Genomic DNA, 15,999 nt, shown 5'->3' with positions numbered 1-15,999 from the left:
GCCGTCAGCAGACCATGGCACAGTTCTACTCTCGCACGTCCCCACGCTTCGCACCTTGCCTTCACCTGGCCGCCCGCTGTCCTTCGCGCTCTCGTTCCTTCCTCGGCCATCTTCCGGACACACACTGTCCCCTCGCTCCCCGCGCCGTCTCGGCTGACGCGCTCCGTCGCCGTACCCGGAACCGCTGGGCGCACCCTCCTGTCCCGACCGCTGAAGGATCAGGCACATGCCCGAATCCGTCTTCCTCCACGGCCGCACCGTGCGGCTGGAGCCACTCGCGGAGCGCCACATCGAGGCGCTGGCAGCCGCGTCCGCCGAGGACCGCAGCAGCTACGCGTTCACGCCCGTCCCCCACGGCATCGAGGCCACCGCCACGTACGTCGCGGACGCCCTGGCCGCGCAACGGGCGGGGCGCGCACTACCCTTCGCCACGGTCAGAGCCGCCGACGGCCTGGTCGTCGGCTCCACCCGGTTCTGCGATCTCGACTACTGGCAGGGCCCGGTGATCTGGCCACCGGCCCCGCGCGGCCCGGTCGGGGATCCGATGTCGGCGATCCCGGACGCCGTCGAGATCGGCGCGACCTGGTTGTCGCCGTCGGCGCAGGGCACCGGGATCAACACCGAGGCGAAATGGCTGATGCTGGCCCATGCCTTCGACACCTGGGGCGTGCGCCGGGTCTCGATGCGCGCGGACGCCCGCAACACGCGCTCGCGGGCCGCGATCGAACGGCTGGGCGCGGTGCTGGACGGCGTCCACCGGGCGCACACCCGGGGGCTGGACGGGCTGGTCCGGGGCACGGCCTTCTACTCGATCCTGGAGGAGGAGTGGCCGGTGCTCCGGGACCGGCTGGAGCAGCGGGTGTGCGCGCCGCAGCCGCTGCTGGCCGAGCTGCGACCGCTGATCTCCGCCTGATGAACCCGCCGGCCTGAAGCGCTGTGGAGAAAGCCGTGGAGAAAAGGGGCCGGGGCGGTGGACCGGACGCCGTTGTCCGTTCCACCGCCCCGGTTTGGTACACGGCGGCTACTCTGCGCCGAGCGCCGCCGCGACCTGGTGCGGGCAGCTCCCCCGCCGCGCCTCCCGGTCCTGGTCGGGGACGAGGCGCGGAGGGGGTCCCGCGCTGACACCGGGTGAGGTTCGCCCTGAGGGAGGGGCCCCGGTGAGGGTGTGTCAGCGCGAGTCGCTGCCCGCCGTCTCGATGGCGGCACGGCCTGCTTCCAGGCGTGCCACCGGGATTCGGAAGGGCGAGCAGGACACGTAGTCCAGCCCGACCTCGTGGAAGAAGTGGACCGAGTCGGGGTCGCCGCCGTGCTCGCCGCAGACGCCGAGCTTGAGGTCGGGGCGGGTGGCCCGGCCCTCCCGTACCGCGTGCTTGATCAGCGCGCCGACGCCGTCGCGGTCGATGGTCTCGAAGGGGGAGACTCCGAAGATCCCCTTCTCCAGGTAGGCGGTGAAGAAGCTGGCCTCGACGTCGTCGCGGGAGAAGCCCCAGACGGTCTGGGTGAGGTCGTTGGTTCCGAAGGAGAAGAACTCGGCGGCCTCGGCGATCTGCCCGGCGGTGACGGCGGCGCGGGGCAGCTCGATCATCGTGCCCAGCTTGATGTTGAGGCTGACCCCGGTCGACGCGGCGACCTCGGCGAGTACCTGCTCGCACTCGTCGCGCACTATCTCCAGCTCCTGGACGGTGCCCACGAGCGGGATCATCACCTCCGGGCGCGGGTCCGCGCCGCCACGGCGGCGCTCGGCGGCGGCCTCGGCGATGGCCCGGACCTGCATCGCGAACAGGCCGGGGATGACCAGGCCGAGGCGTACCCCGCGCAGACCCAGCATCGGGTTCTGCTCGTGCAGCTTGTGCACGGCCTGGAGCAGCCGCAGGTCGTTCTCGTTCGGGTCCTTGCGGGCCTCGGCCAGGGCGACCCGGACCGAGAGCTCGGTGATGTCCGGCAGGAACTCGTGCAGCGGCGGGTCCAGCAGCCGCACGGTCACCGGCAGCCCGTCCATCGCCTGGAAGAGCTCGACGAAGTCGCTCTTCTGCAACGGCAGCAGCACCGACAGGGCGGCGTCGCGGTCCTTGTCGTTGTCCGCCAGGATCAGCCGCTCGACCTCCTTGCGGCGCTCCTCACCGAGGAACATGTGCTCGGTGCGGCACAGCCCGATGCCCTGGGCGCCGTAGCGGCGGGCGCGGTTGGCGTCGTCGGCGTTGTCGGCGTTGGCGCGGACCACCATCCGGCGGCGGACGTCGGCGTGGGCCATCAGCCGGTGCACCGCCTGGACCAGGCCGCCCTCCTCATCGGCCCCGGCGTGCAGGGTGCCTTCGAAGTACTCGACCACCGGGGAGGGCACGACCGGCACCTCGCCCAGGTAGACCTTGCCGGTGGAGCCGTCGATGGAGATCAGCTCGCCCTCCTCGACCACCCGGCCGTCGGCGGTGGTGAACCGGCGCTTCTTGGTGTCGACGTCCAGGTCCTCGGCGCCGCAGACACAGGTCTTGCCCATGCCCCGGGCGACCACGGCCGCGTGCGAGGTCTTGCCGCCGCGCGAGGTGAGGATGCCCTCGGCGGCGATCATGCCGTCCAGGTCGTCCGGGTTGGTCTCGCGGCGGACCAGGATCACCTGCTCGCCGGAGCGGGACCACTTGACCGCGGTGTAGGAGTCGAACACGGCCTTGCCGACGGCCGCGCCCGGCGAGGCGGCGATGCCGCGGGCCACTCGCTCGGCCTTGGCGGACTCGTCGAAGCGGGGGAACATCAGCTGCGCCAGCTGGCCGCCGGTGACCCGGTGCAGCGCCTCGTCCAGGTCGATCACGCCCTCGTCCACCAGCTGTACGGCGATCCGGAAGGCGGCGGCGGCGGTGCGCTTGCCGACCCGGGTCTGCAGCATCCAGAGCTTGCCGCGCTCGATGGTGAACTCGATGTCGCAGAGGTCCTTGTAGTGGCCCTCCAACGTCTTCATGATCGACATCAGCTGCTCGTAGCTGACCTTGTCGAGCCCTTCGAGGTCGGCCAGCTGCACGGTGTTGCGGATCCCGGCGACGACGTCCTCACCCTGCGCGTTCTGCAGGTAGTCGCCGTAGACGCCGACGTGGCCGCTGGCCGGGTCGCGGGTGAAGGCGACGCCGGTGCCGGAGTCGGCGCCGAGGTTGCCGAACACCATGGAGCAGACGTTGACGGCGGTGGCCAGGTCGCCGGGGATGCGCTCCTGGCGGCGGTAGAGCTTGGCCCGGTCGCTGTTCCAGCTGTCGAAGACGGCGTGGACGGCGAGGTCCATCTGCTCGCGCGGGTCCTGCGGGAAGTCCCGGCCGGTGTGCGCCTTGACGATGCCCTTGAAGGTCTTCACGACCTTCTTCAGGTCGGCGGCGTCCAGGTCCAGGTCGTCGTCGGTGCCCTTGGCGGCCTTGGCCGCCTCCAGCGCCTCCTCGAACAGGTCGCCCTCGACACCCAGCACGGTCTTGCCGAACATCTGGATCAGTCGGCGGTAGGAGTCCCAGGCGAAGCGGTCGTTGCCGCTCTGCGTGGCGAGGCCGGCCACCGAGGCGTCCGAGAGTCCGATGTTGAGGACCGTGTCCATCATCCCGGGCATGGAGAACTTGGCCCCGGAGCGGACCGAGACCAGCAGCGGGTCGGTCCTGTCGCCCAGCTTCTTGCCCATCTGCCGCTCCAGCGCGTCGAGGTGCGCACTCACCTCGTCGCGGAGCGGAGCGGGCTCGGTGCCGGTCTCCAGGTAGACCTTGCAGGCCTCGGTGGTGATGGTGAATCCGGGCGGGACGGGAAGCCCGAGGTTGGTCATCTCAGCGAGGTTCGCGCCCTTGCCGCCGAGCAGATCCTTCAGGTCCCTGTTGCCCTCGGTGAAGTCGTAGACGAATTTCTGCTCTGCCGACACGGTTTCGGTCTCCTGCCGCACGGTTGCCCTGACGCCGGAGAACATACCCAGATCGAAGGCGCTTCAGCTCACCCAATCGGCTGTCGATGCGCTGTACCCGTGGGTAACCCGATAGATCGAAAGCTGCGGATCGGCGTTCGCCTGTGAAAGTAAAATCGTCGGGTTGACGCTAGCCAGCGTTCACTAAGTGAACGCATGGAAACCACAAGATCATAGGATCATGACAATCCGCATCCGTTCCATGGCGAACGGGTTGCCTTGCCTTGATGACCTGCACGGATCCGCCGCCGGATGACGCGTGCACGTTTGGAAGCTGATCCACCCTCCGGGCCACCGGGCGTTTTACGTCCGACTGACGCAAAGTAGCCGCCGGTGTGGTCAGAGTCACGTGCTTTCGGAGGTCCGGATTCGGGCAGACTCGGCCGTCCGGCGTACGGATCCTCAGCCGGGAGGACCCACGGCGTCCATCTTCCGTCCGCCCGCGCGTCCCCCGCGCTTCCCCGGGCCGGGCTCCGATCCGCCCGGCCCGGGGCGGCGGAGGTCTCAGCCGCCGGAGGTGTCGAGCTCGGCGTCGGCGTCGGGGACGGCGCAGTCGTACGGGTCGTCCAGCCAGCCCTCGGGCAGCACCACCCGGTTCGCGCCCGAGGTCCGCCCGCGCGGGCCGTCGGCGCTCAGCGGCCAGGACTGCTCCTGGTCCACCGCCGCCAGCAGCTCGGCCAGCTCGTCCAGCCCGGAGGCCAGGCCGAGGGCCCGGCGCAGCTCGGAGCCGACCGAGAAGCCCTTGGTGTACCAGGCCACGTGCTTGCGGAAGTCGACCACGCCGTGCTTCTCGTCGCCGATCCACTCACCGAGCAGCTGCGCGTGGCGCAGCATCACCCGGGCGACATAGGGGAAGGAGGGGCGCGCGTACTCGGCGTCGCCCTCGAAGACCGAGACCAGCTCCTGGAACAGCCACGGGCGGCCCAGGCAGCCCCGGCCGACCACCACTCCGTCACAGCCGGTCTCGCGGACCATCCGGACCGCGTCGTCCGCCGACCAGATGTCGCCGTTGCCCAGCACCGGGACGTGCGCCGGCACGGCCTCGCGCAGCCGGGCGATGGCGGACCAGTCGGCGGTGCCGCTGTAGTGCTGGATCGCGGTGCGGCCGTGCAGGGCGATGGCGGCGACGCCCTCCTCCGCGCCGATCCGGCCGGCGTCCAGGTAGGTCATGTGGTCGTCGTCGATGCCCTTGCGCATCTTCATGGTGACCGGCAGCCCGCCCGCCCCGGCCACCGCCTCGCGCAGGATCCGCCGGAGCAGGTTCCGCTTGTACGGCAGCGCCGAGCCGCCGCCGCGGCGGGTCACCTTGGGCACCGGGCAGCCGAAGTTCAGGTCGATGTGGTCGGCCAGGCCCTCCTCCGCGATCATGCGGGCGGCGCGGCCGACGATGTCCGGGTCCACCCCGTAGAGCTGGATCGACCGGGGCTGCTCGGAGGCGTCGAAGCGGATCAGCCGCATGGTCTTGCGGTCCCGCTCGACCAGGGCCCGGGTGGTGATCATCTCGGAGACGAACAGGCCCTTGCCGCCGCTCTGCTCGCGGCACAGGCTGCGGAAGGGGGCGTTGGTGATCCCCGCCATCGGCGCCAGCACGACCGGCGGCCACACCTCGATCCGCTCCCCGAGGCGCAGCGGGGCGGCGAGGGTGGCGGGGGCTGCGGCGGTGGTGGTCATGGTGCTGGTTCCCGTTCCCGGTGCGGTGGTGGCGGACCCCTCATTGTCCCACCCGGTGAGCCCGGGCCGGTCCGGGCTCAGGCGCGGACCGGGTGCGGCGGCCCGGCCTGCTCGCGCCGCTCGATCTCGACCGCGATGGCGTGCAGCCGTTCGATCCGCTCGCGGGTCTCGTCGTCGGCGGGGGTGTAGGTGACCAGCCGGGTGCTGATCTTGGGGCCCAGCCACAGGTTGGTGAACTCGAAGTGCAGCAGCCCCACGTGCGGGTTCAGGAAGCGCTTCTCGCCGTGCGAGGTCAGTCCCACCTCGTGCCGCTGCCACTTCTCCTCGAACTCCGGCGAGGCCAGCCGCAGCCGCTTGACCAGGGCCTTCCAGCCGGGCTCGGCGACATGGTCGGCCATCGCGCCGCGGAACTTGGCGACCATGGAGGAGGTGGCCGCCTCGTAGTCGAGCAGCACCTTCTTCCAGCGGGGTTCGGTGAAGGCCAGCCAGAGGAAGTTGCGGTCCTCGCTCGGGACCGCGTCCAGGTCGGAGATCAGGTGCCGGTAGGTCCGGTTGTAGGCGAGCACGTCGCAGCGGCTGTTGGCGGCGACCGCGGGCAGCGGCTCCAGCTGGGCCAGGATCGCCTCCAGCGCCGGGGTGATCGTGGGGCACATGCTGATCGGCGCCGGGTCCTGGGTCTCGGCGAGCGAGAACAGGTGGCTGCGCTCGTTGGGCCCGAGCAGCAGGGCGCGCGCGATGGCGTCCAGCACCTGCGCGGAGACCTGGATGTCGCGCGACTGCTCCAGCCAGGTGTACCAGGTGACCCCGACCGCGGCGAGCTGCGCCACCTCCTCGCGGCGCAGCCCCGGGGTGCGGCGGCGGCCGACGGCGGGCAGCCCGACCTGCTCGGGCGAGATCCGCTCCCGGCGACTGCGCAGGAAGGCGGCGAGTTCGCGGCGGCGGACCTCGTCCGGGTCGACCGCCGAGTGGACCAGTGCGAGCGGGGTGGCTGCGGTGCTCATACCTGTCAGGATGCCTGAACCCGCATCCCCGTGCCAGTTACCGCTGGTACCAGGATCAGCAGCCGCTGGTACCCCCCTGCGGCCGTTTCCGGCGCCGCGAGTTCCATCCGGTCCGCCGAAATAGTGACGCAGACCACTTATGTAGGCCATGCTGGGGATTGCACCTACTGGTGCACTCGCTGACGACGCCGCGACTGCACCCCTTTCCCGGACACTCTTTCGCCGGACTTCTCGAACTTGAGTTCACGATTCGCGAACCATCCTGTCCCGGCGCCCGTCCACGGACCAACCTGAACCTGTTCACCCCACCCGGTGCCGGAACAGAACAGGGGTCAGATGTCCGGAACACTGTGCAAACAGATCGTTATCCTCTCCACCGTATCCTCGGATTCCCACACGTGGAATCTGGTGTTTCTCCAGCTGCTGCTCGAAGAAATGGGCTACGAGGTGGTGAACCTGGGTCCCTGTGTACCGGACCAGGTGCTCATCGAATCGGTCCGCGGGTACGCACCGAGTTCCGTGGTCATCTCCTCGGTCAACGGGCACGGGCACATCGACGGCGCCCGGCTGATCCGCGCCCTGCGCGCCGACGGGGACCCGGTGGTGGCGTCGGTACCCGCTTTGATCGGCGGAAAGCTGGACATCCAGGGGACGGCGAACACGGACCTGGCCGAGGAACTGCTCGCCGCCGGCTTCAACGCGGTCTTCAACGAGGGCACGGATCCGGCCGAATTCGGCCGGGTGCTGGCCCGGTTCTCCTCCATCGACATCACCTCCAGTGAAGGGGTTGCGGCGTGACGGAAAGGCAGGTCGATTTCCAGACCTACGTGGAAAGGGCGGCCGCCGGCGGCGGACTGGTCGTGCAGCCGCGCATGGGAATGTCCGACCCCGAGGAAATGGCGGCGGGTCTGCGCGCCGTCGCGGCGGTCCGCGCCCGGACCGCCGGTACCATCACCATTGATTCGTACACCCGAGTGGAGGACCTGGCGGGCGCCGCCGCGGCGCTGGCCGCCGGAAAGCCGCTGAACGGTTTTCCGATCGCGAACCACGACCTGGAAACGACCGCCCGGGTAATCGCGGCCACCGACCACCGAATACCGGTCCAGGTACGCCACGGATCGGCCCGTCCCGCGCATATCTTCGAGGCAATGGTCGCCGCCGGCCTGTCGGCGTCCGAGGGCGGTCCGGTCTCGTACTGCCTGCCCTACTCCCGGCTGCCGTTGAGCGAGTCCGTGCCCGCCTGGGCGGACGCCGCGCGGCAGTTCGCCGAGACCGCCGCCGCCCGCGGGCTGCGGGCGCACCTGGAGACGTTCGGCGGCTGCATGCTCGGGCAGATGTGTCCGCCCTCGCTGCTGGTCGCGATCAGCGTGCTGGAGGCGATGTTCTTCGCCCGCTGCGGCCTGACCTCGGTGTCGCTCTCGTACGCCCAGCAGACGCACGCGGTGCAGGACATCGAGGCGCTGGCCGCGCTGCACCACCTGGCCGAGGAGTACCTGCCCGCCGGGGTGGCCCGGCACCTGGTGCTCTACAGCTACATGGGCGTCTACCCGGGGACCGAGCAGGGCGCGAAGCTGCTGCTGGAGACCTCGGCGCAGATCGCGGTGCGCGGCGGGGCCTCCCGGCTGATCGTCAAGACCGCCGTGGAGGCCCAGCGGATCCCCACCATCGCCGAGAACGTCGCCGCTCTGGAGCGGGCGGCCACCGCGGGCATGCACGCCCTGACCGACGACTGCACCCTGCCCTGGGCCCGCCAGGTCGACTACGAGACCGTCTACACCGAGGCGTCCACGCTGATCAAAGCGGTGCTGGCGGGTTCACCGGACCTCGGCCTGGCGCTGCGCAAGGCGTTCGCCGACGGGGTCCTGGACGTGCCGTTCTGCCTGCACCGCGACAACGCCGGCGCCGCCCAGGGCGCGATCGGCGACGACGGCAGGCTGGTCTGGGCGAAGACCGGGGCGATGCCGCTGACCGCGTCGCACACCGGCACCGGCACCAGCACCGGCACCGGCACCACGGCGGTCACCTCCGCCCGGCTGCTGGGCATGCTGCGCTACACCGCCGAGTCGCACGACCGGCTCACCTCGATCACCGGCGGGTCCACCCCGCACCGGATCGCCATCGTCGGCTCGGGCCCGCGCGGCCTCGCCGTGGCCGAACGGATCGCGGCCCGGCTGGCCAAGGCCAGGCCCGAGCGGCGGGTGGAGATCAGCGTGATCGACAAGGTCCAGGTGGGCGCGGGACGCATCTGGCGCACCAACCAGGACCAGTCGTTCCTGATGAACACGGCCTGCGGGGAGGTGACCATGTTCTCGGGGCCGCCGGACGCGGGCCCCACCCGGGCCGGGGCCGGACCCTCGCTGGGCGAGTGGTGGGCGGCCACCGACCCCGACTTCCCCGGTCCCGGGTCCTACGCGCCGCGCGGGGTCTACGGGCGCTACCTGAGCTTCTACCTGGACGCGGTGGAGTCCTCGCTCCCGGCCACCGCGACCCTGCGCCGGGTCTCCGGCGAGGTCGTCGCCGTGGAAAGGGACGAGCAGGACTGGCGGCTGCCGCTCGCGGACGGCCAGGTGCTGCACGCGGACCGGGTGGTGCTGGCGACCGGACACGCGGTCACCGAACTCTCCGGCGAGCAGGGCCAACTGTCGGCCTTCGCCGCCGCGCACCTCGGCGCCCGCTACATCCGCGGCGACAGCGCCGCCGACATGCCGCTGGCGAGCATCGCGCCGGGGAGCCGGGTCGCGGTGCTGGGCATGGGGCTCTCCTTCTACGACGTCGTCGCCGCGCTCACCGCCGGTCGCGGCGGCCGGTTCCAGGAGGACGGACGCGGCGGCCTGCGCTACTTACCGTCCGGGCGGGAGCCGAAGCTGGTGGCGGGGTCCCGGTCCGGGGTGCCGATGCCGGCGCGCGGGCTCAACCAGAAGCAGCCCGACTGGCGCTACCAGGCACGGCTGTTCACCCCCGAGCGGATCACCGAGCTGCGTCGGCACGGGCCGCTGGACTTCCGCGCCGAGGTGTGGCCGTGGCTGGCCGCCGAACTGCAACTGGTCTACCACGCCACCGCGGTCCGGGCCCGGTCGGGCGCCGAGGCCGAGGGCGGCTACCTCGACCGGGTCGCCGCGGCGGTCGTCGCCGCGGGTGTCGCGGCGGCCGAGCGGGTCGCCCGGCAGGAGGCCGAGCGGCTGGGCGTGGACGGGCTCGCGCCGCTGGACGTCGACCGGCTGAGCCGTCCGTTCGCCGGGCTGCGCTTCGCCGGTCCCAAGGACTTCGCCGCGGCGCTGGCCGAACTGCTGGAGGCGGACATCGCGCAGGCCCGGCTGGGCAACTACCACGGTCCACTGAAGGCCGCCCTGGACGTGATCCGCGACGTCCGCGGCACCCTGCGGCTCGCGGTGGACTACGGCGGCCTGACCGCCCGCTCCCACCAGCGCGACTTCCTCGGCTGGTTCGCCCCGCTCGGCTCCTTCCTCGCCGCCGGGCCGCCGGTGGAGCGGCTGGCGCAGACGCTGGCGCTGATGAACGCCGGGGTGCTGGAGATCGTCGGCCCCTCGGTCCGCTTCGCCGGCGACGCCGACGCCGGGGCGTACACCGCGTCCTCGCCGCAGGTCGAGGGTGGCCCGCAGGTGTGCCCGACCCTGATCGACGCGCGGATCCCCGGCGTCGACCTGGTCCGCGACCCGGCACCGCTGACCGGCCAGCTGGTCCGCGCCGGGCTGCTGACCAGCTGGACCAACGCCGCGGGCGACGAGCCCCTCGACACCGGCGGCGTGGCGGTCACCGCCGCGCCGTTCCGACCGACCGACCTGTCCGGCGCTCCCGTGGCCGGGCTGTACGTCCTGGGCATCCCCACCGAGGGCCAGCGCTGGTTCATGCAGCTGGGCTCCACCCGCCCGGGCCCGTGGACGGCGTTCACCTCGGACGCGGACGCCGTCGCGGCGGACGCCCTCACCCAGACCGCGGACCAGCTGCCGCAACCCGCACTCGACGGAGGCCACCGATGACCGAACGACCCGACGACTGGGGCAAGTTCCGCCACACCGAGGCCCACCTGGCCTTCGCCGCGGGCCGGGACCTGCTGCTCGAACTGCGCACCGACCTGGACGCGGCCCGGAAGGCGTTCAGCTGGCCCCGGCCGGAGACGTTCAACTGGGCGCTGGAGTGGTTCGACGTGATCGCCGAGGACAACCACCGGCCGGCGCTGGAGATGGTCCGCGCCAACGGCTCGGTCCGCTCCATCTCCTACCTCGAACTGTCGGCCCGCTCCGACCAGTTGGCCAACTGGCTGACCGGCCTGGGGGTCAGCCGCGGCGACCGGGTGATGGTGGTGCTCGACCAGCAGTCCGAGCTCTGGGAGACGATCCTGGCCTGTCTCAAGCTCGGCGCCGTCGTCATCCCCACCTACACCTCGCTGACCCGGGCCGAGGCCGCCGACCGGATCACCCGGGGCCGGGTGCGGCACCTGGTCACCCGCAGCGGCCTCACCGCCCTGTTCGACGACCTCCCGCTGACCAACCGGATCGCGGTCGGCCCGGCGGTCCCCGGCTGGCTCGACCACCGGGCGTCGTACCAGGCGCCGGGCCCGTTCCTGCCCGACTCCCCCACCGGGGCCGCCGATCCGGCCTTCGCCTACTTCACCTCGGGCACCACCTCGGCACCCAAGCTCGTGCTGCACACCCACGTGTCGTACCCGATCGGCCACCTGTCCTCGATGTACTTCAACGGGCTGATGCCCGGCGACCGGCACCTGAACGTCTCCGCGCCCGGCTGGGCGAAGCACTCCTGGTCCAGCTTCTTCGTGCCCTTCTCGGCGGAGGCCACCCTGGTCGTGGCGGAGGAGGACTGCGCCGCCCCGGCGCTGCTGCCGCGGCTACTGGCCGAGCAGCGGGTGACCAGCCTCTGCGCGCCGCCGTCCTACTGGACGCAGCTGGTCGAGCACCTGGGCAGCGCCGCACCCCGGCTGCGCGAGGCCGCCAGCGTCGGGGAGCCGCTCCCGGCGCGGGTCGCCGAGGCGGTCGGCGCCGCCTGGGGGGTCACCCTCCGCGAGGGCTACGGACAGACCGAGACCACGGCGCTGATCGGCACCACGCCGGGGATGCGGAGCGAGCCGGGGTGGCTCGGCCTCCCGCTGCCCGGCTGGGACATGGTCGTGGAGGACTCGGTCATCTGCGTGGACCTGAACAGCCCGGCGCTCGGCATGATGGCCGGCTACGACGGCGACCCGGAGCGCACCAACCGGGCGATCAGCGGCGGCCGTTACCGCACCGGCGACATCGGCGAGATCCGCGCGGACGGCTACATCCGGGTGCTGGGCCGCTCGGACGACGTCTTCAAGTCGGGCGGGCACCGGGTCTCCCCGTACGAGCTGGAGGCGGTGCTGCGCTCCCACGCCGAGGTGCGGGACGCCGCGGTGGTGCCCACCGCGCACCCGACCCTGGGCAAGGCCGCCCACGCCGTGGTCGAGGTCGTCCACGGCGCCACGGTGACCGCCGCCGACCTGCTGCGGTACGTGGACGCCCGGGTCAGCTCGGCGCTCCGGGTGCACACCCTGGAGTTCACCGAGCGGCTGCCGCGCACGGTCTCCGGCAAGGTCCGCCGCGCCTCGCTCACCGGCTGACACCTGATCCCGCTGAAGTCCGCTCCCGCAAGGCCAGTTCACGAATCCCGAACCCGGTTGTCGCCCGTCGTCGGAGCTTGCGCCGCCGACGGGCGATGACCCACCATCGATGTAATGGTTCTAACGCATTACATCTCCGCTCACTTCGCTGTCACGGCTCCGACCCGTGACAGTCAGACAGGAGAACCATGTCCCAGCTCGCCTACATCCCCCAGCAGCGCGCGATCGAGATCATCACCGACGTCTTCGGCGACGGCCTCACCGGCGACCGGATCACCTGGCACCCCTACACCCAGCCCGGCCGCGAGGCCGTGGACGTGCACTGGCTCTACACCGCCCAGGAGACCGGCGCCGACGGCGCGGAGGCGTACCTCGCCTACTTCCGCCCGGGAGCCCACGGCGACCTGCACCGCCACCTCGGCTTCGAGGTGATGGTGGTGCTGGAGGGAGAGCTCGTCAACGACAACGGCGACCACTACCGCCCGGGCACGCTCATCGTCGAGCGTCCGAACAGCGTGCACCAGGTGAGCAGCCCGGAGGGCTGCAAGATGCTCGTGATCCGCGAGAAGCGCACCCTCGCGCTGCGCCCCGGCGAATCCCCCGACGCCGGGCTCGCCCTGACGGCGGCGCCGAACGGCGGCTGACCGCACCCCGCCCCGTCTGCGCCCCGCGCACCGGCCCCACCTCCTTGGAGAAGACCATGTACGAACAAGTCACCGACCCGCCCCGCCCGGTGCCCGCTCCGGCGGCCGCACCGGAGGTCACGCCGCCCGCCGCCACGGCCGCCGCCACCACCGCTGCCGCCACCACCGGTCCGCTCGTCGGGCAGTCCGGCAAGACGCACTCCCCGAAGTACATGTGGGGCATCCTCGGTATCGGGATCGGCTCCCAGGCGGCCTTCAGCTCCGTGTTCCAGGGCATCCCCACCGCCGGTTCGGAACTGCAGAGCGCCTACCACCTCACCGCCTCCCAACTCGGCATCATCCTGGCCGCCGTGACCTGCGGCGTCTTCATCACCGACGTGTTCTGGGGCATCCTGTCCGACCGGATAGGCGAGCGGAAGGTGCTCATCACCGGGATGACCGGGATGATGATCACGCTGGCTGCGATCACCGTGTTCCTCACCCCCAGCCACGGCACCCTGCCCACCTACCAGGTGCTGGCCGCCGTGCTGTTCCTGGTCGGCGCGCTGGGCGGCTGCGTCAACGGGGCCTCCGGCCGCGCGGTGATGGGCTGGTTCCCGTTGCACAAGCGGGGATTCGCGATCAGTCTGCGGGTCGCCGCGGTTCCGGCGGGCGGCGCGATCGGCGCCGCGGTGATCCCGGCGCTCGCCATGTCCGGCGGCTTCCGCTGGGTCTTCGGATTCCTCACCGGCTTCACCCTGCTGGCGACCATCGCGGTGGTCCTCTGGCTGGACGAGCCCCCGCTGGCGAAGACCAAGGGCAAGGGGAAGGGCAAGGACGGCGCCGGGCAGCCGGAGTTCACCCTGCCCAACCCGCTCAAGCGGTGGGACATCTGGCGCATCGGCATCACCGCCTTCCTGCTCGACCTGCCCCAGTTCACCGTGCTGACCTTCGGCTCGGTCTTCCTGCACACCGTCAAGCACATCCCGCTGGCCACCATCGCCGTGCTGCTGGTGATCGTCCAGGTGCTGAGCGCCGTCTCCCGGGTGTGGGGCGGACGTTGGACCGACCGGCACGGCGGGCGCTACCGCCGGACCCTGGTCACCGTCTACAGCTGGGCGATCGCGGCCGGGTTCGGCGGGATCGCACTGTTCGAGTCGGCTCCGGCCTGGGTGATCGCCACCCTGCTCACCGTCTCCGGCATCCTGGCCTGCGGCTGGCACGGCGTGCACTACGCCGAGATCGCCACCATGGCGGGCGCCGAGCGTTCCGGCACCGCGCTCGGCCTGGAGAACACCCTGGTCTTCGGCGGCGCCTTCGTCACCCCGCTGCTGATCCCGCTGGTGCTCTCCGCCTCCTCCTGGCCGATGGTGATGCTGCTGATCGGCGCGGTCCCGGCGGTGGCCTCCGCCCTGCTCATGCCGCGTGAGCCGAAGGTCTCCTGACCCGCTTCGGCAGCCGGCCGAACAGCCCGACCCCGTCCGGTGGCGGGCCCGTGGGAGAGGACATCTCCGACAGGCCCGCCACCGGACGCCGACGGAGTGCGACCATCGGGTTGTCAGCGGTGTCCCGCCTCCTGGAAGGGGAATCCCATGCCCATAAGCACCGATCTGCGGTTCGACGCCGGTCGGGTCTGCCTGGACCTGCTGGCCACCATCGGCGGCAGCCTCTCGACGGACCCGGTGGAACGGCTGGACAGCCCGGAGCGGCTGGTCGTCTGGCTGCGCCGGGCCGGTGTCGTCCCCGGCGACGAGCCGCTGGAGCTCGGCTCGGGCGCGCTGACCGAGTTCCTCGGGCTGCGCGGCTGCCTGAAGCGGGTCGTCCACAGCGAACTCGCCGGGGAGCCGGCCGCCACCCGCGACATCGACCGGCTCAACCACGTCGCCCAGGCCGGTCCGCCGACGTCCCGGCTGGTCCAGGCCGCGGACGGCACCCGGTACCGTCGGCTGTCCGCCCCGCCGCGGCTGGAGGAACTGCTGGCCGCGGTCGCCGAGGACGCCATCCAGCTGCTCAGCTCACCCCAGCGGGAGCTGCTGCGCGAATGCGAGGGGCAGTCCTGCGACCTCGTCTACCTGGACGCCTCCCGGGGGCGCCGCCGCCGCTGGTGCTCGGCCCAGGCCTGCGGCAACCGGCACCACGTCGCGGCGCACCGGGCCCGGAAGGCGGATCTGCCGTGACGGCGCGCTCGGTCGCGGTCCGGACCGGTCGGTTGTCGATCCGGACGGGTCGGCTGTCGATCCGGACGGGTCGGTTGTCGATCCGAACGGGTCAGCTGTCGATCCGGACCGAGATCGAGCGCAGCCGCCGCAGGTGCTCGGCCACACCGGCCGGGCAGGTCTGCTGGTTCCACACCACCTCGGTGACCACCTTGCGTTCGGTCCGCAGCGGCAGCGCCACCAGGTGCCCGCTGGCCAGCCACGGCTTGACCGCCACCAGCGGCAGCAGCCCTATCCCCAGCCCCGCGACCACCGCCGCCTTCACCCCCTCCAGATTGCCCACCTGCATCGGCTCGACGTCCGGCAGCCGCCCCAGGAAGTCGGCGTCGGTGAGCTGCCGGTACACGCAGTCACGGCCGGTCAGCAGGATCCGCTTCGGGTTGGCCGCCGCGTCCGCGGTGCCGACCATCAGCACGTCCTCGTCCCACAGCTCCCGCCGCAGCACCGTCCCGGACTCGGCCGGACCGGTCCCGCCGCTGCGGTCCCGGGTGCCGTTGACCAGGACCACGCTCGGGCGGCCGGACAGCACCAGTTCGGACAGGCGCACCCCAGCGGCCGCCTCCACCTCGATCTTCAGGCCGGGGATGAAGCGGCTCATCATCCGCAGGAAGACCGGCAACCGGTACGCGCAGACCGACTCGGTGGCGCCGAGCTGGAGCGGCACACCGCGCCCCTCCTCCACCTCGACCACGGCGGCGCGGGCCCGCTCCATACTGTCGAGGATCTTCTCGGCGTGCTCCAGCAGGGCGACGCCGGACATAGTGAGCGGGTGGCCGAGGGAACGGCGGTCGAACAGCTGGGCCCCCAGCGACTTCTCCAGGTTCTGCACATGGCCGGTCACGGTGGAGCGCGCATACCCGAGCCGCTCGGCGGCGGCGCTCATGCTGCCCTCCCGAGCGGCCACGGCGAACGTCTCCAACCAGCGAATCTCCATCGTCCCCCACCTAGGCGTGCACTGCCC

Annotated in this window: 11 protein-coding genes; 7 read left to right on the top strand and 4 right to left on the bottom strand. The window is 71.7% G+C overall.

Annotated elements, in window-relative coordinates:
• Nucleotides 1–226: 226 nt before the first annotated feature.
• Entirely contained in the window at nucleotides 227–913 is a 687-nt protein-coding gene (locus tag GXP74_RS08350; protein ID WP_182450758.1) for a GNAT family N-acetyltransferase, read from the top strand.
• Nucleotides 914–1,168: 255 nt separating this feature from the next.
• Here the strand turns inward: GXP74_RS08350 and ppdK are convergent, their stop codons facing one another.
• The 3 genes from ppdK to GXP74_RS08335 all read right to left on the bottom strand — a co-directional run bounded on the left by ppdK (nucleotide 1,169) and on the right by GXP74_RS08335 (nucleotide 6,588).
• On the bottom strand, nucleotides 1,169–3,922 hold the full coding sequence (gene ppdK, locus GXP74_RS08345; RefSeq protein ID WP_182450757.1) for a pyruvate, phosphate dikinase: 2,754 nt from the start codon (nucleotides 3,920–3,922) through the stop codon (nucleotides 1,169–1,171).
• Nucleotides 3,923–4,420: 498 nt separating this feature from the next.
• A complete protein-coding gene (gene dusB / locus GXP74_RS08340) occupies nucleotides 4,421–5,587 on the bottom strand; it encodes a tRNA dihydrouridine synthase DusB (RefSeq protein ID WP_182450756.1) in 1,167 nt (388 codons plus the stop codon).
• Between the two features lie 77 nt (nucleotides 5,588–5,664).
• Nucleotides 5,665–6,588: a helix-turn-helix transcriptional regulator gene (locus GXP74_RS08335; RefSeq protein WP_182450755.1), complete on the bottom strand. Its 924-nt coding sequence runs from the start codon at nucleotides 6,586–6,588 to the stop codon at nucleotides 5,665–5,667.
• A 336-nt stretch (nucleotides 6,589–6,924) separates the two neighbouring features.
• Here GXP74_RS08335 and GXP74_RS08330 point away from each other — a divergent pair, with 336 nt between their 5' ends.
• From GXP74_RS08330 to GXP74_RS08305, 6 genes are all read left to right on the top strand, one after another.
• On the top strand, nucleotides 6,925–7,386 hold the full coding sequence (locus GXP74_RS08330) for a cobalamin B12-binding domain-containing protein (protein ID WP_182450754.1): 462 nt from the start codon (nucleotides 6,925–6,927) through the stop codon (nucleotides 7,384–7,386).
• Nucleotides 7,383–10,586, top strand: coding sequence for an FAD/NAD(P)-binding protein (locus tag GXP74_RS08325; RefSeq protein WP_225447789.1), 3,204 nt, complete (start codon nucleotides 7,383–7,385; stop codon nucleotides 10,584–10,586). Before GXP74_RS08330 ends, GXP74_RS08325 begins: the two co-directional genes overlap by 4 nt.
• Nucleotides 10,583–12,199, top strand: coding sequence for an AMP-binding protein (locus tag GXP74_RS08320; RefSeq protein WP_182450753.1), 1,617 nt, complete (start codon nucleotides 10,583–10,585; stop codon nucleotides 12,197–12,199). Before GXP74_RS08325 ends, GXP74_RS08320 begins: the two co-directional genes overlap by 4 nt.
• Before the next feature lie 188 nt (nucleotides 12,200–12,387).
• Nucleotides 12,388–12,843: a cupin domain-containing protein gene (locus GXP74_RS08315; protein ID WP_182450752.1), complete on the top strand. Its 456-nt coding sequence runs from the start codon at nucleotides 12,388–12,390 to the stop codon at nucleotides 12,841–12,843.
• A 56-nt stretch (nucleotides 12,844–12,899) separates the two neighbouring features.
• Nucleotides 12,900–14,267 carry an MFS transporter gene (locus GXP74_RS08310; protein ID WP_182450751.1) on the top strand — a complete coding sequence of 456 codons (1,368 nt, stop codon included), beginning with the start codon at nucleotides 12,900–12,902 and terminating at the stop codon, nucleotides 14,265–14,267.
• Nucleotides 14,268–14,414: 147 nt separating this feature from the next.
• Entirely contained in the window at nucleotides 14,415–14,999 is a 585-nt protein-coding gene (locus GXP74_RS08305) for an ABATE domain-containing protein (protein WP_182450750.1), read from the top strand.
• A 91-nt stretch (nucleotides 15,000–15,090) separates the two neighbouring features.
• On the opposite strand, the gene GXP74_RS08300 is transcribed toward GXP74_RS08305, so the two are convergent.
• A complete protein-coding gene (locus GXP74_RS08300; RefSeq protein ID WP_182450749.1) occupies nucleotides 15,091–15,972 on the bottom strand; it encodes a LysR family transcriptional regulator in 882 nt (293 codons plus the stop codon).
• Between the last annotated feature and the right edge of the window lie 27 nt (nucleotides 15,973–15,999).

Origin of the sequence: Streptacidiphilus sp. P02-A3a, assembly GCF_014084105.1 — a bacterium.
Taxonomy (GTDB): domain Bacteria; phylum Actinomycetota; class Actinomycetes; order Streptomycetales; family Streptomycetaceae; genus Streptacidiphilus.
Note: the sequence above shows the minus strand (reverse complement) of the source record. Positions and strands in the feature narration are given on the sequence as shown.